Here is a 22,062-nt window from a genome sequence, read left to right on the forward strand (position 1 = left end):
AACGGCCAACGCGTGGAAGCCTTTAGAACTTTTTGTGGGCCCGCCGGACGGGGGGAAATGCCGGGCGCTAACGCTGGTGATTGCCGGCAGGCGGCAAGATTTGGCCGGCCTTTCCGGCAAGGCGGCAAGCGGCTGCCCAAGTTGCCGTCATCGCGCGCAAGTTCATGCGGGAACGCGCCCATTCGTGTGCGCAGGTGCGTTCGGGCGCATTCGCGCGCGCGCGCGATGCGTGCCCGGAAAAATTCTGCCGGCCGGCTGCCGGTTCAAGAGGTCGTTAACCAAATGGCCGGTAGAGGCAGGATCATTCCGTGGGGGAAAAGTTTTGCGCTCGATCGTTCCGTCCGCTGCTGTTGCCGATTCGCATGTCACGCTGGTTTCATCGCTCCGCGCCCAGGGTTTTATTGTTGCCGCCCCGTCCGTCCGGCCGCAGCCGGACACTGCCTGGCTGGTGACCGAGGGCGAAGCTTCTCCGGTGCCGGCGCGCACGGTCATCCTGTCGCGCGGCGCGCCGCAGGTTACGCCCTTTCGCGACGGCGCGCCGGCGCGGCTGCGGTTCGACCATGGCGATTCGGCGGTAGGCAACGCCTTTGCCCGCGCGCTGGCTGGCGGCCCTGAGCTTCCAACCGCCGCTGACCCCGAGACGCTGGCGCTGTTCGCGCTGGCCGAGCGCGTCGCTGCGGCCGACATCACCGTCCTGATCAACGGGCCGACCGGCACCGGCAAGGAAGTGCTGGCGCGTGCGATCCATCGCAATTCGGGGCGCGCGGACGGCCCGTTCATCGCGATCAACTGCGCCGCGCTGCCCGAGACCATGCTGGAAGCGATGCTGTTCGGCCATATGAGGGGCAGCTACACGGGCGCGTCGTCCGGCGGCGAAGGCTTTTTTCGCGCAGCGAATGGCGGCACGATTGTGCTCGACGAGATCGCCGAGATGCCGCTGCCGCTGCAGGCCAAGCTGCTGCGTGTGCTGCAGGAGCGCGAAGTGGTACCGATCGGCGCGACGCATCCGGTGCCCATCGACGTGCGCGTCGTCGCCTGCGCCAATCGCGACCTTCAGGAAGAGGTCGCTGCGGGCCGTTTCCGCGCCGATCTTTACTACCGGCTGTCGGTGTTCCCGCTGACCACCCGCGCGCTGGCCGATCGCGCGCAGGACGTGCCGGCGCTCGCCGCGACGATGATCCTGCGCCATGCCGGCGTTCGCGCCGTGGTGCCTTGGCCCTCGCACGAGGCGATCGCGAAGCTGGTCGCGCACGATTGGCCGGGCAATGTCCGCGAACTCGAGAATGTCATCCAGCGCGCCCTGCTGTTCTGCGGTGGCGACACGATCGAGGCCGATCACATCCTGTTCGATCGCGCCAGCGCGCCGCGCCCGTTCGTCATTGCCGAAGAGGCCGCCGCAACCCCTGCCAGCACGCTGGGGTCGGTGGTTCAGCTGACCGAATTTGCCGCCATTCGAGAGACTTTGAAGGCGTGCGGCGGAAATCGTATCGAAACCGCCCGCCGCCTCGGCATTTCGGAACGAACCTTGCGTTACCGTCTTGCGAAGGCGCGCGAACAGGGTGAAGAGATCGCTGCGCCGCACGATCGGAGACTGACGGCATGAGCGGTGTTGGTGGGGTAGGCGGCATTGACCGGGTGATGGCGCTTCGTGCCCAGATCCTGGAGCGTAATGCCGCGCTGAGCCGTGCGAACGCGACCGTTGCGGCGGAGCAGACAGCACCCGCTTCCGGCGCGCAACAGGCGGGCAGCTTTGCCGCGACGATGGAAAGCGCGCTTCAGTCCGTGAATGCGCAGTCGCAAAAGGCCTCCGCTCTGTCGGAAGCCTATGAACGCGGCGAGACGGTCGACATCGCGAAAGTGATGCTCGCCCGCCAGGAAGCGTCGGTCGGTTTCGAGGCGACGCTGCAAGTCCGCAACAAGATCCTGTCCGCGTACAAGGACATCATGAGCATGCCGGTCTGATATGGCTAACGCACTTGCCCCTTCGAGCGCGATAATACCGGAGCGCTTCGCGAACCCGCTGAAGCAGATCCAGGGCGTGTTCGCGCAGCCCGCGGTCCGCCGTGCCGGCCCGATGGCGCTGATGGTCAGCCTGATCGGCGCCTCGGCGCTCGCTTGGTCGGCATTGTCCACGCCGCCGCAAAAGATGCTCTATTCGGGCCTGCCGGACGCCGACAAGGCAGCCGTCACCCAGGCACTGTCCGCCGCCAGCATCACGAGCCACATCGACGAGGCGACCGATGCGGTGACGGTGAACGAGGAAGATTATTCCCGTGCGCGCCTTCTGCTCGCCGGCCAAGGACTGCCTAAAGCGGCGCCGGGCGGGTACGCGATCCTCGATCAGCTGCCGATGGGCGTCAGCCGTGCCGTCGAGGGTGAGCGCCTGCGCCAGGCGCGCGAGACCGAGCTTGCCCGGTCGATCCAGGAGATCGACGTCGTCACCGAGGCGCGCGTGCATCTGGCTATGCCGGAATCGAGCGTGTTCGTGCGCGACAATGCCCAGCCATCCGCCTCCGTAGTAGTGAAGCTGCAGGGAGGCCGCGCTTTGAGCGAGGCGCAGGTGCAGTCGATCATCAACCTCGTGGCATCGTCGGTGCCGGGCATGAAGCCCGAAGCCGTGACAATCGTCGACCAAATGGGCGGCCTCCTCTCCAAGCCTGGCGCCATGGGCCAGAGCGGCACCGAACAACGGATCGCGCTGCAGCGGCAGGTGGAGGAGAAATATCGCACGCAGCTGATCCAGCTGCTGACGCCGCTGATCGGCGCGGGGAACTTTACGGCCGAGGTGCAGGCCGACGTCAACATGGACGAGACCTCCGCTACGCGTGAAAGCTATGACAAGCAGGGTGCGCTGCGTGCCGAAACCGGCAACTGGACCAGCAACCAGGCAAGCGACGCACAGGCGCCCGGCGGCATTCCGGGTGCGTTGAGCAACACGCCGCCGCCGGCTGCGACGCTGCAGCAGCCGCAGGTGGCGGTAGGCGCGGACGGCCAGCCGGTTCAGTCCGGCCAGCCGATCGCCGGTGGCCCGGCGCCGAACGCGAACAAGCAATCGGACCAGTTCGCCCGGTCCTATGACCTTGGCCGCGAAGTTTCGGTCACCCGCGCGGCACCGGGTGCCGTCAAGCGTCTATCCGTGGCCGTCCTGCTGCGCGAACCGGAGAAGGGCCGCCGCACCGCAGCCGAAATCAACCAGATTACCCAGCTTATTCGCTCAGCCGTTGGCTTTGATCAGGCCCGCAATGACCAGGTGACGGTGATCAGTCGCAAGTTCGCCGGCGAAGGCGAGGGCGCAAGTGACGGCCCGGCCTGGTATGACAATAGCTGGCTGCCGGTGATCGCGCGAAACGTGACGGCGATCGTGATTGCGCTGATGGTGTTGTTGCTGGGCGTGCGCCCGTTGGCCAAGGCGCTGATGAAGAAGAAGGAAGAGGCGGAGGCACCGTCGCACGCCGTGCTCAGCGCCGGGGGCGAGGCCATCGCTGAGGGCGAGGAGGGCGCGAATGGGGGCGCCGAAATCTCAGTGACCCCGCCGGTGACGCTCGACGAGATCGAGGCCAGTCGCAACTATGACGAGCGGATCGGCAAGGTGCGTGGCTTTACCCGTGACAATCCGGCGCGCGCCGCACTTGCGGTGCGTGACATGATGAAGGCGACGGCGCAGTGAACGAGATCGCGCTTCGCACTTTCACCGGCACGGAACGCGCCGCGGTGCTGATGATGCTGGTGGGCGAGGAGGAAGCCGCAGCGATCCTCCAAAAGCTGGAGCCTGATGAAGTGCGCGAACTTGGCCGCGCCATGTACACCGTCGCCGATGTGAGCGAGGCCGACGTGGAGGGCGTGCTGGACGATTTCGTCGGCCGTGCGCGTGAGCGGACCGGCATCACCTTCGATCCCAAGCCGAAGATCGAGGCGGTGATGCACCGTGCGCTGGGCCAAGAGAAAGCCGAAAGCGTCCTGGCGCGGATCACGCCGCCGGAAGCCGCGTGCGAGATCGAACTGCTCGACTGGCTTGACGCGACCGACATCGCCGCCATGATCGAGAAGGAGCATCCGCAAGTCGCCGCCCTGCTGATCGCGAATCTTGATCCCGCTGTCGGGGCGCAGGTGCTGGAATTGCTGCCCGATGCTGCGCAGCCGGAGATACTGCATCGCATCGCAAAGCTTGGCCCGATCACGCCGGAAGCGGTGGAAACGCTGAAGACGATGATCGGCAGCCGCGCGGCGAGTGCCGCGCAGGGCACGCAGGTCAAGCTGGGCGGTACGCGCGAGGCGGCAAAGATCCTGCAAGGTGCGCGCAAGACAACCGAGCAGCGGGTCATGCCCAAGCTGCTCAAGCTGGACAAGGAAACCGCGCGGGCGATCGAGGAGGCGATGTTCGTCTTCGACAACCTGCTCGACATGGACGACAAGAACCTGGGCACGCTGATCCGAAACATCGACAGCGATATCCTGACGCGCGCGCTGAAGGGCGTCGACGAAGCGGCGCGCAGCCGGTTCCTGGGCTGCATGTCTGCCCGTGCCGCCGACGGCATTCGCGACGAGATGGAAGCGCGTGGCCCGATGAAGCTGTCCGAAGTGCTTGAGGCGCAAAAGGTGATCATCGCGATCGCCCGCAACCTCGCCAAAGACGGTACTATCATGATGGGTGGGGGTGAGGACGATTATGTCTGAGGCGGCGGTGAGCGGTGCGTTCGTTGCGGGCTTTTCCGCGCGACAGGATGATGCGGCAGTACGGCTGCACCGCATGTTCGCGGAGCGGCCGTCAGGCTTCGCGCCGGGCGACCTGATCGCGCGAATCGAGGAAGCGTTCGCGGCCTCACCGAACGGCTTTGGTCCTGCGTCAGCAGGCACAGAGATAGACGAGGAAGAGACGCCGAGCCTTGATCCAGTAACGGCGGCGGCCGAGGTTGTGGCGATCGATCCGCTGGTGGAGGCGCATCGTGTCGGTTACGACGCCGGTTATACTGCGGGGCGGATCGAGCAGGAACAGCAGACCGCGCGGGATCTGGCGTTGCTCGAGGGCATCGCTGCGTCTCTGAAGTCCGATGAACGGCTCGATCGGGAGCGTATTGCGCAGCAGCTGCGCCAGACGGTGCTGCATCTCGTGACCCGCCTGGTGGGCGATACCGGCATTTCCGCCGAGCTGCTCGCCGCCCGAGTGGAGGCAGCGGCTGAACTGCTGGCCGACCAGAGCGAAAGCGCGATCCTGCGCGTGAACCCGGCGGATGTGGCGCTGCTTGAGGGCCGCTTGCCGGATACCGTTTTTGCGGTCGGCGATGCCGCGCTGACACGCGGCAGCTTCGTGCTGGAGGCGGCCTCTACGATCGTCGAGGAGGGGCCGGAGCTGTGGCTGGAGCAACTGACCAGTGCACTCGACAAGGTCGCCGTGCCGGCCGCGGCTTGACCATTTCCTGACTGCCCGGCAACCGCCGGGATTGCGCTCCAGACGCCGGACTGCCGACGCGTTCCGGGTGTTCTTCCACGGGACAATCAATGCTGAACCGTTTCACCGCCGATTATCTCGACGCGCTTGGTGATGCCGATTTCCGACCGGCGCCGAAGGTGGCCGGGCGGCTTGCGTCCTATGACGGGTTGTTGATGGAAGCGGTCGGCCTGACACTGCCTGTAGGTACCGTGTGCCGGATCGGCGACGCGCGTGTGGGCGTGGAGGCCGAGGTGATCGGTTTTCGCAATGGCCGGACCTTGCTGATGAACCTCGGCGGCCCCGCCGCGCTGCTGCCGCAGATGCCGGTGCGGCCAACGGGCGCGCCGGGCGAAGCGGAAGTTGGCGAGGCGCTGCTGGGCCGGGTGGTCGATGGCGCGGGAAATCCGATTGACGGCCTGGGGCCCATCCGCGGCGCCGGTCGCTGGCCGCTTGCCGGCAAGCTTCAGTCGCCGCTCGACCGTGGTCGCGTGCTGGAGCCGCTCGATGTCGGCGTGCGCGCGATCAACGGTTTGCTGACGATCGGCAAGGGTCAGCGCGTCGGCATCATGGCGGGCTCGGGCGTCGGCAAGTCGGTGCTGCTCGGCATGATGGTGCGCGCGGCCAAGGCGGACGTGATCGTCATTGGCCTGATTGGTGAGCGCAGTCGCGAAGTCGCTGACTTTCTGGAAACGAAGGTGGCGGGTGAGGCGCGCAAACGGTCGGTGGTCGTCGCGGTGCCGGCCAACCATTCACCGGTGCTGCGCATCCGCGGCGCGCTGCGCGCGACGGCGATCGCAGAGGCATTCCGCGCCGAGGGCAAGAATGTGCTCCTCATCATGGATTCGCTCACACGTGTGGCGCATGCCGGGCGCGAGATCGGGCTGGCGCTTGGCGAGCCAGCCTCCGCGCGGGGCTATCCGCCTTCTGCGATTGCCATGCTGCCGAACCTGATCGAGCGCGCCGGTACCGATGTGAACACCGGCGGCGCCATTACCGCGATCTACACCGTGCTGGCGGACGGCGACGACGGCAACGATCCCGTGGTGGATTCCGCGCGATCGATCCTAGACGGCCATATCGTGCTGAGCCGCGCGCTTGCCGAGCATGCCGTCTACCCAGCGATCGACGTGTCCAAGTCCGTCAGCCGCGTAATGACTGACATCGCGGTGAAGCCGCACGTTCAGGCCGCACGAGTCCTGCGGCGCCATCTGGCGACCTACGAAGAGAACCGCGATCTGGTGCTGATGGGCGCCTATCGTGCAGGCGCCGATCCGGCGATCGACGCAGCGATCGCCTACCATCCCGCGGTCATGGAGTTCATCCGGCAGGATGCGGACGCGAGCGTGTCACTGGAGGATGCGGTGACGGAACTGACCGGCGTGTTCGGCGATGGATAACAAGAAGCTCCAGCGGTTGCATCGCGTGCGTACGCTTCAGCTTGGCATGGCGCGGGCGGAGGAAACGCGCGCGCATGAGCAGGTGTCGAGCGAGATGACTCTGTCGCAGCGGATCGCCCAGCTTGCCGCAGCGGTTTCGCCCGAAGAAGGACTGAGAGCGGCGTTCTCCTTCGCGGCAATGGCGCATTATCGGGAAAAGCTGCACCGCAATGCGCAGGCGGTGGACAATCGCGTCCGCGCGGCTGAGGCAGCGGCCGCTCGCGCCGTGGAAGCCACACGTGCTGCCAAGCGTGATCAGACGGCGGTGGAGAAGCTGATCGCGCGCGGCGAAGCGGAAGCGGCGTTGCGTGCGATCAGGGCGCTTCAGGATGCGCCGCCGACCCGGAAGATCCGGCACGATCCTTGCTGAACTAACGTCGGAATAGATCCGACGAGAAGCCGATCCATGATGTCGATCCGCACCATCACTATCCCGCCGGTGGCTTCACCAGCCGGTATCCTGCCTGCTGGCGCAGCCGCGGGTGAGAGCTTTGCCGCGTTGCTGCCTGCGATGATGGTACCGGTGATGCCGATGGCGCCGGAAGGTGCCGGCAAGGACTTGCCGGTTGCCGGCGGCGAGGATGACGCCGTGACTGCCGGCGCCGGCACTGTTCTGTGGCTCGCGCCTTCGGTGACGACCGCCATCTATTCAGGCGCCGCGGCACCGAAGAGCGACGATACGGCCCCCGACGTGTCCCTTGCGCCGCCTGCCACGCTGGGGACGGCTTCTTCGGTTCTTCCTAATCCCCTTGCTGACGGGAACGCCGCGCGGCCGGCGCCAGGTGGCGCGGTTGCCAATTTGGTGCCACTGCTAGCGCGCCGGGTCGTAAGCCCGTCTGATGCCGCGGAGAAAAGCTTCGCGCAGAGCCCGTCAGCCGGCGCTGCGGTGCCGGTGAGCCAAGGGGCGGCGCTGGACCCATCGCCGAAGGCAACCCATATTTCGCGGCCGCTATATCCAATCGTGGCAAACTCTATTGCTGCCGGCACCTCGCGGCTGGCTTCGGAGGGCGCCATAGCTGATGCGGTGCCCCCACTGCCGGGCGGGCTGCATAGCGGCGCTGAAGGTATGACGCAGCCCGCATCCGATCGCGCCGTGGCGTCGAAGCGCCGCAATGTAATTTCGGGCGCGCCGCTGACGTCGCGCCATCTGTGGCGTTCGCCATCTCCGGTGATGTCGGATCCACATGCTGGCGGAAACACAGCGCATCTGTTGCCGGTTGGCACTCTCGCGAACACGCCGCAGTCGCCGCCGCCGGGAGCGACTCCGCTGGCAAGCTGGCTGGACGGCGGCGGCGAAAGTACTGCCAGGCGCCACGCAGGCTACGCGATGCCGCCAAAGCACGGGAATGCCGCCCCCGGCGTATGGCGGGCACCGTTTGAACTCTCGCGGCCGCTATCCTCGGTTGTGGCGGACTCACTTGCTGGCGGCGACGCCGCGCGGCTGGTACGAGTGGACGCTCCGGCTCCTGTGGTGCCGCTGCCTGTGAGCTGGCTGGATCACGATGGCGAAGGTGTGATGCAGCGCTCCTCCGAGGGCGCCTCGGTGTCGAAGTGCGAGAACGCAGAGCCGGTAGCATCGCTGACTCCGCGCTATATGTGGCGGTCACCATCTCAGGTAGTTGCGGATCCGCTCGCTGGCGGTAACGCCGCGCGGCTCGTGCCAGCGGAGGCTCCGGCTCTTGTCGGACCGGCGACGATGCCCCCGATGCTGAGCCGGCCGGAAGCTGGCGGGCCAGATGGGACGCACACCGCGCTATCCGACAGCCCGTCACCGAGCCCGGAAAGCGGCCTGAGTGATAAGTCGGCGTCGGCGCAGACCGTGGCGGACAAGGTCACTGGCTCGGGAGCCGCAAGTAGCCGAGATCGTGGCGCGCATCTGCCGGCTGCGAGTGTGCAGGCAGGGCCCGTGCTGCAGCCGGCCGAGGCAAACCGGATCGCGCCGGCCGCGCAGGTGTTCGCCGCCGCGATTCAACAAGTGGTGCGCGAGGAGCGTCGCCCGGCTGCCGCGGAGCAGGCGATCGTGGCCATCGCTCCCACGACGGATCTCGCCGCGCACGCCGTCACCGCGGCGGAGAGCAGCCGCCACGCCGCGCTCGACATGGCGCGCGACACTTGGCCAGCCAAGATGATCGAGCGGATCGAGATGCTGCGCGACGCGGCAAACGCGAACGACACCAGCATTCGCCTGGTGCCCGATCGGCTGGGGACGATCGACGTCTCGCTGCGCCGCGACGGCGATACGGTTGCCGTGCACTTCCAGGCGCAGCACGCCGAGACGCGCCAGCTGATTGCCGAGGCCCAGCCGCGGTTGGCCGACATGGCGGAAGCGCGTGGGCTGCGCTTGTCGACCCAGACGAGCGACGGCGGCAGCCATCCACAGCAACAGCAACAGCGCGCTGGCACCGGCACCGCGCCCACCAACAACGTGTCGCCGGATGCTGCCCAGACGGGCGCGTCGTCGGCCGACGAGCGAGTCGCATGAGAGCGGGGATTTTTGAGCAATGATTGAAAAGGAAGCAGCGGCCGAGCCCGCGTCCAAGAAGAAGGGCAAGCTCGGCAAGCTCGGCAAGATCGTCGTGATGGCGGTTGGCGTTATGGTGCTGGTCGGCGGGGGCGTCGGCGCGGGCCTCTATGCTGCCGGCTCCGGCCTGGTCGGGAGCGGCGCGCATTCGGCGGAAGCTCCGAACACGCCAAAGCTGGTGCCCAAGAGCGCGCAGAAGCGCGGCGGTGAGGGCGGCGACGGTGGCGGTGAAGCAGCCGAAGGCGATGCCGGCCACGAGGGCATGCCGACGCCGGACGGGGCGGGTGGCGAGGCTTATGCCTCCAACTATTATGCGCTTGAAAAGGAGTTCACCGCGAATCTGCAGGATTCGGTGCACTTCATCCAGGTCGGCATCGCCGTGTCGACCCCCTATGACGACAAGGTAATCCAGAACATCAAGACGAACGACATCGCGATCCGCTCAGCGATCCTGATGGCGCTCGGAGATACCACGGAAGATCAGGTATTTACCTCCCAGGGGAAGGCGCAGCTGGCCAAGCGGCTGGTGGCGGCAGTCAACACCACGCTGAAGCAGAAAGAGGGATTTGGTGGCGTTAGTAACGTCTACTTTACCAATTTCGTTGTTCAGTGAACGGGCATGGTTAACGCCAAATCCTCCCCTGCGCCTGAACGGCGCGAGCGCGCCCGCGCTCAAGCGGTCCAGCCGGGCGGCCTGGGGCAGGCGAAGCTCAATCCGTTCGGCGACCTGCATACGCTGCAGCATCTCTCGGCGCGTCTTGCGCGGGGGATGCGCGGCGTGTTCGAGCCGTTGCTGCGCGATGAGGTGCGGGCCTGGGCGGAGCCGCTGTCGGTGCAGCGCTTCGCCGATTATCGCGCGGAACGGCCGGACCGGCTGACCGCGTGGCTGCCGTTGGGGATGGACGATCGCACCGCGCTGCTGGTGCTCGACGGCAAGTTCGTGCTCGAGCTGCTGGACCTGTTCTTCGGTGGCACCGGTGCGGCGCCGGCGGATATGCCGCGCGAATTTTCCCCCGCGGCCGAAGCGATGGTCGCGCGGCTGGGGCAGATGATCGCGGTGCCGCTGACCAGTGCTTGGGAGCCGCTGGCGCGCGTCAGCTTTTCAATCGGACGCTGCGAAGCCAACGCCGCGATGCTTTCCGATTTCGATGGCGACGATGCGATGATCATCACCCGTTTCGGCGTGGCGCCGGGCCACGGAAAGCCTGCCTTTATCGATCTCATTTACCCAGTGTCCGCGTTGAAGCCGCACGGCACCGCGCTGACCGGCAAGGTCGTCGCCAAGGCGGCGGCCGAAGATGCGCTGTGGCAGACCGCGCTGACCCGCGCGGCGATGAACATCCGCTTTCCGGTGCGGTCGGTTCTGGCCGAGCCGACGATCCGCCTGTCGAAGCTGATGGCACTTCAGCCCGGCGACGTCATTCCGATCAGCTTCGGCCAGGATGTGCCGGTGATGGTCGGCAATGATCGCCTGGGCACGGGCACCGTCGGCACGTCGAACGGCCATGCTGCCATCCGCCTCACCTCGCTTGCCTCTCTCGAAGGACTAAATCCATGAACGACATGAGCGGGGGCTTCCCTGCGGACGGCGCGTTGGCGGCCAATTTCCGGCTGCTGCAGGACGTCGACGTGAAGCTGACGGTGGAAATCGGTTCGACGCAGCTGACGCTGCGGGAGCTGCTGGCACTTGGCGAGTCGAGCGTGATCGAGCTCGACCGGCAGGCGAACGAACTGCTCGACGTCTTCGTCAACGGCACGCTTATTGGACGCGGCGAAGTGGTGACCGTAGGTGACCGGTTCGGCGTGCGAATGACCGAGCTCGTCAACCCCGACAAGCGCGGCTGAGCCACCCGATGCTGTGGTCCTACATCCTGAAGCTGATCGTGCTGCTGCCGCTCGTGTGCGGCTTGATGATCGGCTGCCTGTACCTGTGGCGTCGGCTGGAGAGCCGCATGCCGGGCCGCGCCGAGACGCGGCTGATCACGGTGAAGGAAACCATGATGATCTCGCCCGGCCTGCGGCTTGCGGTCATCGATTTCGAGGGCAAGCGCCTGCTCGTGTCGGTTGGCCGCGGCGGCGTGACGCTGGTGGACCGCGCTGATGGGAAGACGCAGCTGTGATCACTGTTCGCCGCACCAATAGCGGCATCGCGCTGTTCGCGGAGCGCGGAGCGCCGGCGCGGCATGGCGCTCGCTCGCGCACCGCCGCCCCGCCGCTGTGCGCGCACACTATCGTGTTGGTCGTGCTGGCCATGGTCGTCGCGCTGCTGGTGGCGATGCCTGCCTTTGCCCAGACCGCGCCGATTGCACCGGCCGCACCTGCTGTGCCGGGCGCAGGAGACGCCGTGGATCGCGCGCTTGGCCAGCTAGGCGGCGGGGCGAACGGCTCGGGATCCATGTCGCTGTCGCTCCAGGTCCTCATCATCATGGGCCTGCTGAGCATACTGCCGGGCATCCTCCTCATGATGACCAGCTTCACGCGGATCATCATCGTGCTGTCGATCCTGCGCCAGGCGATGGGGCTGCAGCAGACGCCGCCAAATCAAGTGCTGATCGGCCTCTCGCTGTTCCTGTCGATGTTCGTGATGGCGCCGGTGATCAGCCAGATCAACACAACGGCGGTGCAGCCTTATGCCGCGGGGCAGATCGGCGGGACGGACCTGATCAAGACGGTCGGCGCGCCGCTTCACGCCTTCATGGCGAAGCAGACGCGGGTAAAGGATGTGACGATGTTCGCCGAGATGGCGAAGTCCGGTCCGTATGCGAGCCCGAATGACATTCCTTATTCGGTGCTGCTGCCCGCTTTCGTCACGAGCGAACTAAAGACCGCCTTCCAGATCGGCTTCCTCATCTTTCTGCCGTTCCTGGTGATCGACCTGGTGGTCGCGACCGTGCTGATGAGCCTCGGCATGGCGATGCTGAGCCCGACGATCATTTCGCTGCCGTTCAAGCTGCTGCTGTTCGTGTTAGTGGACGGATGGGCGCTAACGATGGGCAGCCTGGCGAACAGTTTCGCGACTTAGTCGGCATCCTCCCGTTCGTGCCGAGTGAAGTCGAGGGACGGGCAACATGGTGCTGGCTCGGAGGCACGTGCCTCGACGGCGCTCGGCACGAACGGATTTGAGCAGGCGACCATGGTAGACGCAGATTACTTCCTGACCGTCGCGAACCAGACGCTCTGGGTGCTGGCGCTTGCCGCCGCGCCGATCCTGATCCCGGCGCTCGTTTCCGGCTTGATCCTTGGCATGGTGCAGGCCGCGACGTCGATCCAGGAGCAGACGTTGAGCTTCGTGCCGAAGCTGATCGTCGTCGGCCTGTCACTCGTGATTTTCGGGGCGATGATCCTCGGGCTGCTGACCGATTTCACCATTTCGATCTTCGACCGGATCCCGGATCTGGTCCGCTAAACGGGTGCGGTTGAACTGCCCTCCCGTGGTGTCGCGTGCAGTCGAGGCGCTGTTCCTGTTATGCCCGGCTCGCCACTCGACCGTGCGCGGGACGAACGGCGTTGGGTTGGTGCGTGAAATCACCTCATGGCCGCAGAGCGACGCCGGATGCTAGGCTTCGGCCTCTCGATCGAGCCGCAATTGTGGGCGCTGGTCTTCGTCATGGTTCGCGTCGGCGCCGCATTCATTGCAGCGCCCGTGTTCGGCAACGTCTCCGTGCCGCTGCAGGTGCGCGTCGTGCTAGCGGGGGCGGTGGGCGTGCTGGTGCTGGGTACCCAGAACATCACGCCGCCGGCGCAGGTGTTCGGGCTCGCTACCTTCCTCGCCGTTGCCGCGGAGGCGCTGGTGGGGCTGGCGATCGGCTTCATCCTGCAAGTCGCCTTTGCGGCGCCGCTGATCGCGGGCGAGCTGATCGGCGGATCCATGGGGCTTGGCTTTGCCAATATGATCGATCCGAACACCGGACGTTCCTCGCCGGCGATCGGCCAGTTCCTGTCGATCCTGCTGACTTTGCTGTTCCTGTCGGTAGACGGCCACCTCGTGCTGGTGGAGATGGTGGCGAAAAGCTATGTCGCGCTGCCGCCGGGGGCCGCTTGGCTCGCGCCCGCGCAACTGCGGGACATTGCGATGTTCGGTGGCTATGCCTTTCTTGCCGGCCTCCTGCTCGCGCTCCCCGTCGGCTTCCTTTTACTGTGCCTTAACCTGGTTGTCGGCATGATCTCCCGATCGGCGCCGGCGTTGAACCTGTTCTCCATCGGCCTGCCAGCAAGCCTTGCGGTCGGCGTGATCGCGATGGCCGCCGGCTTTCCTGCCATGGGTGATTATATGCTCGTGATCGTGCGCGAAGGGCTGGAAGCGACGCAAAGCCTGGTCCTTGGCTGATGGCAGACGAGTTCGGCGAAAAAACAGAAGCCCCGACAGCCAAGCGGCTGAAGGACGCCGTCGACAAGGGCGATGTCCTCAAGTCCCGCGAGTTCGCGACCGCGCTGGTGGTACTGGCGGGGGTGGCATGGCTCGTCTTCTTCGGCCCGTCGCTGGTTGCGGCGTGCAAAGGCGTGATGGCGGAAAGCTTCCGCTTCGGGCGCGGTGACGTGGAAGATTTCCAGCCGTTCCGCCCGCTTGCGGCGGCGGGGTGGAAGCTGCTGCCGGCGCTTGGCGCGCTGTTCGCGATCACGGTGGTGGCGGGCGTGCTGAGCCAGGCGGGGCTGGGTTCGCTGCGCTTCAATGCGTCGCTGCTGGCGCCCAAGGGCAACCGCATCAACCCCGCTTCCGGGCTGAAGCGCATCTTTGGGATGCACGGCTGGATCGAGCTAGGCAAATCGCTGCTGAAGGTGGCGCTGCTTGGTACGGTCGGCGGATGGCTGCTGATGCAGTCCTCACGCACCACATTAAGCCTCGCGCGGTCGAACCTGAACGAGGCGGTGAACGCGCTTGGGGGATCGCTGACTCACCTGATGGTCGTCATGGCGATGGGGCTGGCCGCGATCGCATTTGTCGACGTGCCGCTGCAGATGTTCCAGCGCATGAAGAAGCTGCGCATGAGCAAGCAGGAGATCAAGGACGAGCACAAGGAGAGCGAGGGCAATCCCGAAGTGAAGGGGCAGATCCGCGCGCGGCAGCGGGCGATGCTATCCGGGTCCACGCGCGCCGCGGTGGCGGAGGCGCATGTTATCCTGACCAACCCGACGCACTTTGCGGTTGCGCTGCGCTATGATCGCGGGCGTGATCAGGTGCCGGTGGTGGTGGCGAAGGGCCGCGGTGCGACGGCGCTGGCGATCCGCGAACTCGCTGGCGAGGCGGCAGTGCCGATCCTGGAATATCCGATGCTGGCGCGTGCGGTGTATTACACCAGCCGCGAGGGGCAGGAGGTGCGGGACGATCTGTACCTCGCGATCGCGACGGTGCTGGCATTTGTCTTCGGGCTGAACGCCGCGGCGGGCGGGACAACGCCGCCGCTGCCGGCGGTGGATGTGCCCGAGGGGGCGCGCTTCGACGAGCATGGGGCGGCGCTGCATTGATCCGCGCCGGTGACAGACGGTCACCGATGGTACAAAGATGGTAAAGTTTGGCGCGCCTTGGTCGTTTGATGCGACGTCATGACCACCACGACCAGCACCACCGCCGCGCCGACCCCGACGCCGTCCACGACCAGCGTCACCAAATCGGCGGCAAGCGCGCTGCTGACGTCGCTGAATACGGGATCGGGCGTGGATACCGATGCGCTGGTCACTGGCCTGGTGGAGGCACAGTTCGCGGCCAAGAGCTCGATGCTCACGGCAAAGTCCGACCGGCTGACGGCTCAGCTTTCGGGCGTGTCCACGCTGAAGAGCGCGATCACGGATTTCGCCTCGGCTCTGGAAGCGTTGGTAAAAAGCGGGACGCTGCAATCGCAGCCAAAGAGTTCGGATGACCGCGTGCTGACCGCGACCGCGATCTCCGGTGCCAAACTGACCGGGCTGACGGCTAACATTCGCGTCGATCAACTAGCGACGCCGCAGACAGCGGTGAGCAAGGAGAGTGTCGAGTCCAAGGACGCGCCATCATTCAAGGGAAGCTTGACGCTCAGCATTGGTCCCGATCCCGCCAATGGCGATACCACGAACACGTTCACGATTGACCTCACCGGCGATACCTCGCTGACCGGCGTGGCTGCGGCGATAAACGCCAAGAAGAGCGGCGTGACGGCAACGGTGGTGACCGATGCGGATGGACACGCCTTTCTGTCGCTTAAGGGCGACACCGGCGCGGCCAAGGCGTTCACGCTGACGGCCTCCGGGGATTCGACGGACGAGCTGAAGAAGCTGAGCGTCGGGCCGGATGCGACCGGGATGACGATCAACAGCACCGCTGGCAATGCAAAGCTGACGGTTGACGGCATCAGCGTGCAACGTGCGAGCAACAGCATCAGCGACCTGGTGACGGGCGTGAAGCTGGACCTGACCGGCACGTCGGAAGCCCCCGTGTCGCTGTCCACCACTACGCCGACGACGGCGTTGACCAACGCAATCGAAGACGTGGTCTTCACCTACAACTTGGTGATGGCGGAGCTTAAGAAGCAGACCGACCCGATCACCGGCGACCTGCGCGGCGATCCAGGCGCGCAAAACCTGCTGCGCAGCATGAAGGCGCTTACCTTGCGTGACCTACTGCCGGGCGGAGCGCCTGGCACGCCCCGCACGCTGGCGGAGCTCGGCGTCAACACCAATCGCGACGGCACACTATCGGTGAACGTTGATACACTATCGAAGGCGATCACCAACAATCCCGGCGCCCTGGAAGCGATCTTTTCCAATTCCTCGGATGGCTCGGGCCTGCTGGCGGCGATGAACTCGGTGAAGCTGAACGCAACGAGTGCGCTCTATGGCCTTGGCGCATCGGCCAAACGCTACACCGAGGCGAAGGGCGAACTCACCAAAGAGCAGGACAAGATGACAGACCAGCGCGACCGGTTGACGACGCGCATGACGCAGCAATTCGCATCTATGAACGCGCGCGTCGCAGCTTACAAGTCGACGATGACCTTCATGGAGAATCAGATCAAGGCGTGGACCAACGAGAAACCCTGATGATTTACGCGTCCGTACTGTCGCGCGATCCCGCGCAGACCTATCGCCAGATCGACCTTGCGGGACGCACCGCCACCGCGGACGGACCGGCGCTGGTGCAATTGCTCTACGAGGAACTGTGCCAGGCACTTCGCGCGGCGGCTTGGGCGGCGGAGCACAAGAAATTTTCCACAAAAAGCGACCGCGTGACGAGGGCAACCGCCATCCTGTTCGCACTGGAGGCGGGGCTCGACTTCGAGAAAGGCGGCGAGGTGTCGACCACGCTCGCCAAGCTCTATGCCGGTGCGCGGCGGCAGGTGATCGAGGCGAGCCTGGGGAATGACGGCGCGCCGTTCCGCACCGTGGCGGATACATTTGACGAGATTGGCCAGGCCTGGAAGGTGGCGCGGGCCGCCTGACCGTCGTCGCGGTCAGAAGCCGGCGCCCGGGGCGACGGCGTCACCCTGGTTGATTGCTTACCGCGTCAGCGAAGCCAGTGGCGCGCCATGAAATAGCCGGTGACAAGGACCGAGATCACCGCGCAGATCCCGAGAATGGCGTCGAATGCCCATGGCTCCTTGGCGTACCAAAGGCCTTCCACGTTCATCCCGTAGAGGCCGGTGATGAAGGTGAGCGGCAGGAAGACGAGGGCGGCGATCGAGATGATGAGGCTGCGCTTGTCGAGCTGTTCGGCGCGGAGATCGGTCAGTGCCTCGTGCATCAGGCTGGATCGTTCGCGGATCGCCTCCAGTTCCTCCGCCATGCGCGCGGCGCGATCGGCCGCGGCGGCAAGGTGCGCGCGATCGTCCGATCCAAGCCAGTCCCCGGGCAACGCGACAAGCCGCTCGAGCGCAGCACGCTGCGGATTGAGGAAGCGGCGGTAGCTGATGGCTTCGCCGCGCACGCGCGTGACGTTGAGGCGAAGCTTCATGATCTGGCTGCTGTCGAGCTGCTGCTCACAATCGTCGAGATCATCGCCAAGATCGGCCACGACGGGATCTAGATCGCTGGTGATGGCGGTAGCGAAGGCAGTGATGAGATCGCCGGGATCACGGATGCTGCCGGTCTTCACTTCCCGCTGCACCGAATCGACCGCGAGGAGTCGCTTGCGTGCGACCGAGATAACGCGGCCCTTCACCGCCCAGATCCGCAGCGAGGCGAGCATGTCGGACGAATCGAGCGGTTCGGTGCTGCGACCGCGCAGGTTGAGGAAGGCACCGCTATCGAACGCTTCGCAGCGCGGGCGGCTTTCGCTCGCCGTCAAAGGCTCGACGACGTAGTCGGGCAGCTTCGCTTCGTCGGTGAGCCATGCCTGGGCATGCTCGGCGGTGGAGGTGAGATGCACCCAGGCCATCGCATCGCGGACGGCAAGTGCGTCCTTGATGTCGATCTCGTGCGCGCCGGCGTCGTCGATGCGATAGGCAAATCCGCTCACATCATCCTCACGTCGAGGGTCAATCCGGGGAGCCCGGCGGGGGGCTCGGCACAGGCAATGCGATCGGCGTCGGCGCGGGCGCGGTCGAGGATCGCCGTTGGCACCGCGGCATCGTGAGTCACGCGATCGGCATTGGCGAGAAGGCGCGCGTCACGCAGCGTCAGATCATCGGGATCGGTGGAGGTGAGGCGAATGGTCTCGATCGTGCCGGCACCGTCGCCTCGCCTGCCAGCCCGTGCGAGCCAACGGGCGACATCTGAGGTCGAGGAAAGCGGATCTAGCAGACCGCCGGGTCGAAGCGCGTCCGAAATGGCGCGCCTGCGCTCGGCCGCATCGGGAAAGGCCGTGCGGATCGCGCCGCGCGCCGCGAAAAGCGCATCGGCCAGGCGGCCGAGGCTGGCGGGGAATAGACTTTCGAGCCGCTGGCGAAGCGCGGCCGCGAGGCCGGCGGAGGCGCCGCCGGTGCCCACGGCGACAATCACCGGATCGCGGTCAACGATGGCGGGCAGCGTGAAATCACACAGCTCCGGCCGGTCGACCGCGTTCACGAGCACGCCGCGTGCCTTGAGCCGCGCGACGGCAGCGTCGTCGTCGACCACGATGGCGAGCCGGGCGCCCGCGTCAGTTTCGTCTTCACCGACGACGATCGCGCTGGCCCGTTCAAGCAAGCGGCGCTTGGCGTCTGCCGCCTCGCCATCGCCCACCAGGATCACCGCGCGGCCCTGCAGCCGCACGAAGATCGGCAGGCTGTGCAGCGTCACAGCCAGTCCGGCACGCGCTCGGCAGCGAGGATCGTCTCGGCCGCAATGCGATCCGCCACCACGGCGTAGCGATCACCGTCGACCAGCACCTCAGGCACCAGCGGGCGCGAATTGTACGTCGACGCCATGGTCGCGCCATAAGCGCCGGCGGTGCGGAAGATCGCCAGATCGCCCGACTTCACCGCATCGATCTCCCGATCGCGCGCGAAGGTGTCGCCGGTTTCGCACACCGGGCCGGCGATGTTCGCCATCATGCGATCGCCGGTCGGCCGCACCGCCTGGAAATCGTGCCATGCATCGTAAAGCGCAGGACGGGCGAGATCGTTCATCGCCGCATCGACGATGACATAGGGGTTGCTGACACCGGGCTTCACCCAGATCACCTCGGTCAGCAGCACGCCGGCATTGCCCGCGATCACGCGGCCGGGCTCGAACATCAGCGTGACGCCCCAATCCTTCGTGACCCGCGCGACCATCGCCCCAAAATCGGCGGGATCGGGCGGCACGTCGCCCGCCCTGTAGTTGACGCCAAGGCCGCCGCCGAGATCGACATGGGTGATCGTGTGGCCGGCCGCGCGCAACTCGGCGATGAACTGGCCGATGCGAGAATAGGCTGCCTCCAGCGGGGCGAGATCGAGCAGCTGGCTGCCGATGTGGATCGCGACGCCGCGCAGGTCGAGGCCGGGCAGGCCGGAGAGACGAGCGAAGATCCCTGCGGCCTCGTCGATCGGCACGCCGAACTTGTTCTCGCGCTTGCCGGTCGAGATCTTGGCGTGGGTGCCGGCATCGACATCCGGATTGACGCGAAGCACGGCGCGCGCCGTCTTGCCCATCGCCGCGGCGAGCTGCGCCAGGACGGCGCCTTCCTCCTCCAGCTCGATATTGAACTGGCCGATCTCCGCCTCGAGGCCGCGGGTCAGCTCCGCACGGGTCTTGCCGACGCCGGAGAAGACGATGTCGGCGGCGGGCATGCCGGCGGCGAGCGCGCGGGCCATTTCGCCGCCCGAGACGACGTCAGCGCCATAGCCTTCGCGCGCAAGCACGTTCAGCACCGCGATATTGGGATTGGCCTTGATCGCATAAGCGAGATGGACCGGACCGGCGTGCTTCAACCCATCGCGGAAGACGCGGGCGTGGCGGCGCAGCGTGGCGGCCGAATAGACGTAGACGGGGGTGCCGACCTCCGCCGCAATGCGCGAAAGCGGCACGGCTTCGCAATGAAGCTCGCCGTCGACGAGTGAGAAATGGTCCATGATTACCTTGGCGGGAGATCGAATTCGTCGCTGCGGCGCTCATCGGAATTGCGCAGAAGCTCGTCGCTGCGGCCCGGGCGGGCCTGAGCGCTGGGGGTGAGAAGTTCGGCCGGGGTAGGGCGTGCATCGGCGCCGTAAGGGGCGGGCGGCAGCTGTTCCCCCGGCGCCGGTTTCAACCCCCGCGATGCGCCGCAGCCGGCGAGCAGCAGGATAACGCCAAGCAGGGCGAGCGGTGTTGCAGGCTTCATCCCAGGGCCTCACGTGCTTCGCGGATCGCTGCGCGGACATTGTCGGGCGCCGTGCCGCCGAAGCTGGTGCGGCTGGCGACCGAGGCATCGACCGACAGCACGTCATAGACGCGAGCGTCGATGCGCGGATCGATCGCGACGAGATCATCGAGCGGCACCTGATCGAGGCGCACGCCGAGCGCTTCTGCCCGCGCAACGGCGCGGCCGGTGATGTGATGCGCCTCGCGGAACGGAACGCCGGCCTCACGCACCAGCCAGTCGGCAAGATCGGTGGCGGTGGCAAAGCCGCTTTCGGCGAGGCCCCGCATCCGATCCGTGCGGAAGGTGGCGCTTTCGACCATCCCGGTCATCGCGGCGAGGCAGAGCCCCAGGAGATCATGGCATTCGAAGACCGGCGGCTTATCGTCCTGCATGTCCTTCGAATAAGCGAGCGGCAGCCCCTTCATCGTCACCATCAGGCTGACGAGACAGCCGGTGATCCGGCCGGCGTGCCCGCGCACCAGCTCGGCCGCATCGGGATTGCGCTTCTGCGGCATGATCGAACTGCCGGTGGACCATTGGTCGCTAAGCGAGACGAAGCCGAAGGGCTGCGAGGCCCAGAGGACGAACTCCTCGGCGAGGCGCGAGAGGTGAAGCGCGCATTGCGCGGCGCTGGTGAGATACTCGATCGCGAAATCGCGGTCCGACACCGCGTCCAGCGAGTTGCGCGTGGGACCATCGAAGCCGAGCGCGGCGGCGGTAGCCTGGCGGTCGACCGGGAAGCCGGTACCGGCCAGCGCCGCCGAGCCGAGCGGCGACAGGTTCATCCGGGCGCGGGCATCGCGGAAGCGGCCGACGTCGCGCCGCGCCATCTCTACATAGGCCATCAGATGGTGGCCGAGCGTGACGGGCTGCGCCGACTGGAGGTGGGTGAAGCCGGGCATCACGCTGCCGGCATGTTCCTCCGCCCGGGCGAGCAGTGCGCGCTGGAAGGCCGCGAGGGCGGCGAGCGTCTCGTCGATCGCGTCGCGCACCCAGAGGCGGAAGTCGGTCGCAACCTGATCGTTGCGGCTGCGCGCGGTGTGGAGGCGGCCCGCGGCGGGGCCGATCGCCTCGGCAAGGCGCGCCTCGGTCTGCATGTGGATGTCTTCGAGTGAGAGATCCTCCGCGACGCCGTTCGCCTCATACTGTTCGGCGACCTTGCCCAGGCCGGCGCTGATCGCGTCCGCATCCTCGCCCGACACGATGCCCTGCTTCGCGAGCATCGCGACATGCGCCTGGCTGCCGCGGATATCCTGCCGCCACATCCGCTTGTCGAAGGGAATGGAGGCATTTATCTCGCGCATCACCGCGGCGGGCCCTTCGGCGAAACGACCGCCCCACATCTGGTTGGAACCGCTCATGTCATCGCGCTCGGGAACCGTCTTTCTCCTCATGGCCGCGCTCGCGGCAGCGGCTTGCGATAGGCAAACGCCTGCGCCGGAGCAAGCGAACGTCGCGGTGACCCCCGACGAAGTGTCGCCGGACGAAGTCGCGCCCGGGACGGGCACCCCGGCGGCAAAGTCGGGCGAGGTCGATCGGTCGCACAGGGGCGAGGCGGCGCCGGCGGTGTCGTTCGTCGATCCGGCGGGCAAGAAGGTGACGCTGGCGGACTTCCGCGGCAAGCCGGTGCTGCTGAACCTGTGGGCGACGTGGTGCGCGCCGTGCATCAAGGAGATGCCGAGCCTGGATGCGGCGGCGGCGGACCCGCGGATCCAGGTGCTGGCGTTGAGCCAGGACATGCAGCCCGAGAAGGTGGCGCCCTTCTTCACCGAGCGGAAGCTGGCGCGGTTGAAGCCCTACACCGATCCGGACATGGGCCTGAGCCTGCATTACCGGGTGAACCTGCCGACGACGATCATGTTCGATGCCGAAGGGCGCGAACTGTGGCGCGTGGCCGGCGCGCTCGACTGGACCGGCGACAAGGCGAAGGCGCTGCTCGCCGAGTGACGGCGACAGCGGCGCGACAAAG

25 protein-coding genes are annotated in these 22,062 nt (G+C 66.5%); 19 read left to right on the plus strand and 6 right to left on the minus strand.

The window, feature by feature from the left end; genetic code table 11:
- The first annotated feature begins 322 nt into the window (after nt 1–322).
- From ACH0AE_RS04150 to ACH0AE_RS04180, 7 genes are all read left to right on the plus strand, one after another.
- On the plus strand, nt 323–1,603 hold the full coding sequence (locus ACH0AE_RS04150) for a sigma-54-dependent Fis family transcriptional regulator (RefSeq protein ID WP_294442332.1): 1,281 nt from the start codon (nt 323–325) through the stop codon (nt 1,601–1,603).
- The gene (gene fliE / locus ACH0AE_RS04155) at nt 1,600–1,962 is read left to right on the plus strand and encodes a flagellar hook-basal body complex protein FliE (protein WP_294442331.1); all 363 of its coding nucleotides are present in this window, start codon (nt 1,600–1,602) and stop codon (nt 1,960–1,962) included. Before ACH0AE_RS04150 ends, fliE begins: the two co-directional genes overlap by 4 nt.
- 1 nt (nt 1,963) lies before the next feature.
- The gene (gene fliF / locus ACH0AE_RS04160) at nt 1,964–3,667 is read left to right on the plus strand and encodes a flagellar basal-body MS-ring/collar protein FliF (protein ID WP_294442329.1); all 1,704 of its coding nucleotides are present in this window, start codon (nt 1,964–1,966) and stop codon (nt 3,665–3,667) included.
- Nucleotides 3,664–4,674, plus strand: a complete 1,011-nt coding sequence (gene fliG / locus ACH0AE_RS04165) for a flagellar motor switch protein FliG (RefSeq protein WP_294442328.1) — start codon at nt 3,664–3,666, stop codon at nt 4,672–4,674. Before fliF ends, fliG begins: the two co-directional genes overlap by 4 nt.
- On the plus strand, nt 4,667–5,407 hold the full coding sequence (locus ACH0AE_RS04170) for a FliH/SctL family protein (RefSeq protein ID WP_294442327.1): 741 nt from the start codon (nt 4,667–4,669) through the stop codon (nt 5,405–5,407). The genes fliG and ACH0AE_RS04170 overlap by 8 nt, the downstream gene beginning before the upstream one ends.
- 89 nt (nt 5,408–5,496) lie before the next feature.
- Nucleotides 5,497–6,825 (plus strand): FliI/YscN family ATPase, encoded by a 1,329-nt coding sequence (locus ACH0AE_RS04175; protein WP_294442326.1) that lies wholly within the window; start codon nt 5,497–5,499, stop codon nt 6,823–6,825.
- Nucleotides 6,818–7,234: a hypothetical protein gene (locus tag ACH0AE_RS04180; protein WP_294442325.1), complete on the plus strand. Its 417-nt coding sequence runs from the start codon at nt 6,818–6,820 to the stop codon at nt 7,232–7,234. The genes ACH0AE_RS04175 and ACH0AE_RS04180 overlap by 8 nt, the downstream gene beginning before the upstream one ends.
- Here the strand turns inward: ACH0AE_RS04180 and ACH0AE_RS04185 are convergent.
- A complete protein-coding gene (locus ACH0AE_RS04185) occupies nt 7,189–7,509 on the minus strand; it encodes a hypothetical protein (RefSeq protein ID WP_294442324.1) in 321 nt (106 codons plus the stop codon). The two genes, ACH0AE_RS04180 and ACH0AE_RS04185, sit on opposite strands and share 46 nt — an antisense overlap.
- 1,261 nt (nt 7,510–8,770) lie before the next feature.
- On the opposite strand from ACH0AE_RS04185, the gene ACH0AE_RS04190 reads away from it, so the two are divergent.
- The 11 genes from ACH0AE_RS04190 (at nt 8,771) to fliS (ending at nt 16,794) form a co-directional block, all read left to right on the plus strand.
- Entirely contained in the window at nt 8,771–9,346 is a 576-nt protein-coding gene (locus tag ACH0AE_RS04190) for a flagellar hook-length control protein FliK (RefSeq protein ID WP_294442323.1), read from the plus strand.
- Between the two features lie 19 nt (nt 9,347–9,365).
- Nucleotides 9,366–9,998: a flagellar basal body-associated protein FliL gene (gene fliL / locus ACH0AE_RS04195; RefSeq protein ID WP_294442322.1), complete on the plus strand. Its 633-nt coding sequence runs from the start codon at nt 9,366–9,368 to the stop codon at nt 9,996–9,998.
- A 6-nt stretch (nt 9,999–10,004) separates the two neighbouring features.
- The gene (locus ACH0AE_RS04200; RefSeq protein ID WP_294442321.1) at nt 10,005–10,943 is read left to right on the plus strand and encodes a flagellar motor switch protein FliM; all 939 of its coding nucleotides are present in this window, start codon (nt 10,005–10,007) and stop codon (nt 10,941–10,943) included.
- The gene (fliN, locus tag ACH0AE_RS04205) at nt 10,940–11,230 is read left to right on the plus strand and encodes a flagellar motor switch protein FliN (RefSeq protein ID WP_088333445.1); all 291 of its coding nucleotides are present in this window, start codon (nt 10,940–10,942) and stop codon (nt 11,228–11,230) included. The genes ACH0AE_RS04200 and fliN overlap by 4 nt, the downstream gene beginning before the upstream one ends.
- Nucleotides 11,231–11,238: 8 nt before the next feature.
- Nucleotides 11,239–11,505 (plus strand): flagellar biosynthetic protein FliO, encoded by a 267-nt coding sequence (locus ACH0AE_RS04210; RefSeq protein WP_294442319.1) that lies wholly within the window; start codon nt 11,239–11,241, stop codon nt 11,503–11,505.
- 131 nt (nt 11,506–11,636) lie between these two features.
- On the plus strand, nt 11,637–12,407 hold the full coding sequence (gene fliP, locus ACH0AE_RS04215) for a flagellar type III secretion system pore protein FliP (protein WP_294442362.1): 771 nt from the start codon (nt 11,637–11,639) through the stop codon (nt 12,405–12,407).
- 111 nt (nt 12,408–12,518) lie between these two features.
- Nucleotides 12,519–12,791 (plus strand): flagellar biosynthesis protein FliQ, encoded by a 273-nt coding sequence (gene fliQ, locus ACH0AE_RS04220; protein ID WP_294442318.1) that lies wholly within the window; start codon nt 12,519–12,521, stop codon nt 12,789–12,791.
- A 147-nt stretch (nt 12,792–12,938) separates the two neighbouring features.
- Nucleotides 12,939–13,712: a flagellar biosynthetic protein FliR gene (gene fliR, locus ACH0AE_RS04225; RefSeq protein WP_294442316.1), complete on the plus strand. Its 774-nt coding sequence runs from the start codon at nt 12,939–12,941 to the stop codon at nt 13,710–13,712.
- Nucleotides 13,712–14,848 (plus strand): flagellar biosynthesis protein FlhB, encoded by a 1,137-nt coding sequence (locus ACH0AE_RS04230; protein WP_294442315.1) that lies wholly within the window; start codon nt 13,712–13,714, stop codon nt 14,846–14,848. Before fliR ends, ACH0AE_RS04230 begins: the two co-directional genes overlap by 1 nt.
- Nucleotides 14,849–14,926: 78 nt before the next feature.
- Nucleotides 14,927–16,396: a flagellar filament capping protein FliD gene (fliD, locus tag ACH0AE_RS04235; protein WP_406875478.1), complete on the plus strand. Its 1,470-nt coding sequence runs from the start codon at nt 14,927–14,929 to the stop codon at nt 16,394–16,396.
- On the plus strand, nt 16,396–16,794 hold the full coding sequence (gene fliS / locus ACH0AE_RS04240; RefSeq protein ID WP_294442312.1) for a flagellar export chaperone FliS: 399 nt from the start codon (nt 16,396–16,398) through the stop codon (nt 16,792–16,794). The genes fliD and fliS overlap by 1 nt, the downstream gene beginning before the upstream one ends.
- A 65-nt stretch (nt 16,795–16,859) precedes the next feature.
- On the opposite strand, the gene ACH0AE_RS04245 is transcribed toward fliS, so the two are convergent.
- From ACH0AE_RS04245 to argH, 5 genes are read right to left on the minus strand one after another with little or no spacing between them, the layout of a single operon-like run.
- Nucleotides 16,860–17,810 carry a CorA family divalent cation transporter gene (locus ACH0AE_RS04245; protein ID WP_294442311.1) on the minus strand — a complete coding sequence of 317 codons (951 nt, stop codon included), beginning with the start codon at nt 17,808–17,810 and terminating at the stop codon, nt 16,860–16,862.
- Complete coding sequence (locus tag ACH0AE_RS04250; protein ID WP_294442361.1) at nt 17,807–18,565, minus strand: bifunctional precorrin-2 dehydrogenase/sirohydrochlorin ferrochelatase; 759 nt, start codon at nt 18,563–18,565, stop codon at nt 17,807–17,809. Before ACH0AE_RS04250 ends, ACH0AE_RS04245 begins: the two co-directional genes overlap by 4 nt.
- 2 nt (nt 18,566–18,567) lie before the next feature.
- A complete protein-coding gene (gene lysA, locus ACH0AE_RS04255) occupies nt 18,568–19,824 on the minus strand; it encodes a diaminopimelate decarboxylase (RefSeq protein WP_294442310.1) in 1,257 nt (418 codons plus the stop codon).
- A gap of 2 nt (nt 19,825–19,826) precedes the next feature.
- Nucleotides 19,827–20,072: a hypothetical protein gene (locus ACH0AE_RS04260; RefSeq protein ID WP_294442309.1), complete on the minus strand. Its 246-nt coding sequence runs from the start codon at nt 20,070–20,072 to the stop codon at nt 19,827–19,829.
- Complete coding sequence (gene argH / locus ACH0AE_RS04265) at nt 20,069–21,436, minus strand: argininosuccinate lyase (protein WP_294442360.1); 1,368 nt, start codon at nt 21,434–21,436, stop codon at nt 20,069–20,071. The genes ACH0AE_RS04260 and argH overlap by 4 nt, the downstream gene beginning before the upstream one ends.
- 115 nt (nt 21,437–21,551) lie before the next feature.
- Here argH and ACH0AE_RS04270 point away from each other — a divergent pair, with 115 nt between their 5' ends.
- Nucleotides 21,552–22,040 carry a TlpA disulfide reductase family protein gene (locus ACH0AE_RS04270; RefSeq protein WP_294442308.1) on the plus strand — a complete coding sequence of 163 codons (489 nt, stop codon included), beginning with the start codon at nt 21,552–21,554 and terminating at the stop codon, nt 22,038–22,040.
- Nucleotides 22,041–22,062: the final 22 nt, after the last annotated feature.

Origin of the sequence: Sphingomonas sp. 179-A 2A2 NHS (genome assembly GCF_045371305.1) — a bacterium.
In the GTDB taxonomy this organism is placed as follows: Bacteria; Pseudomonadota; Alphaproteobacteria; order Sphingomonadales; family Sphingomonadaceae; genus Sphingomonas.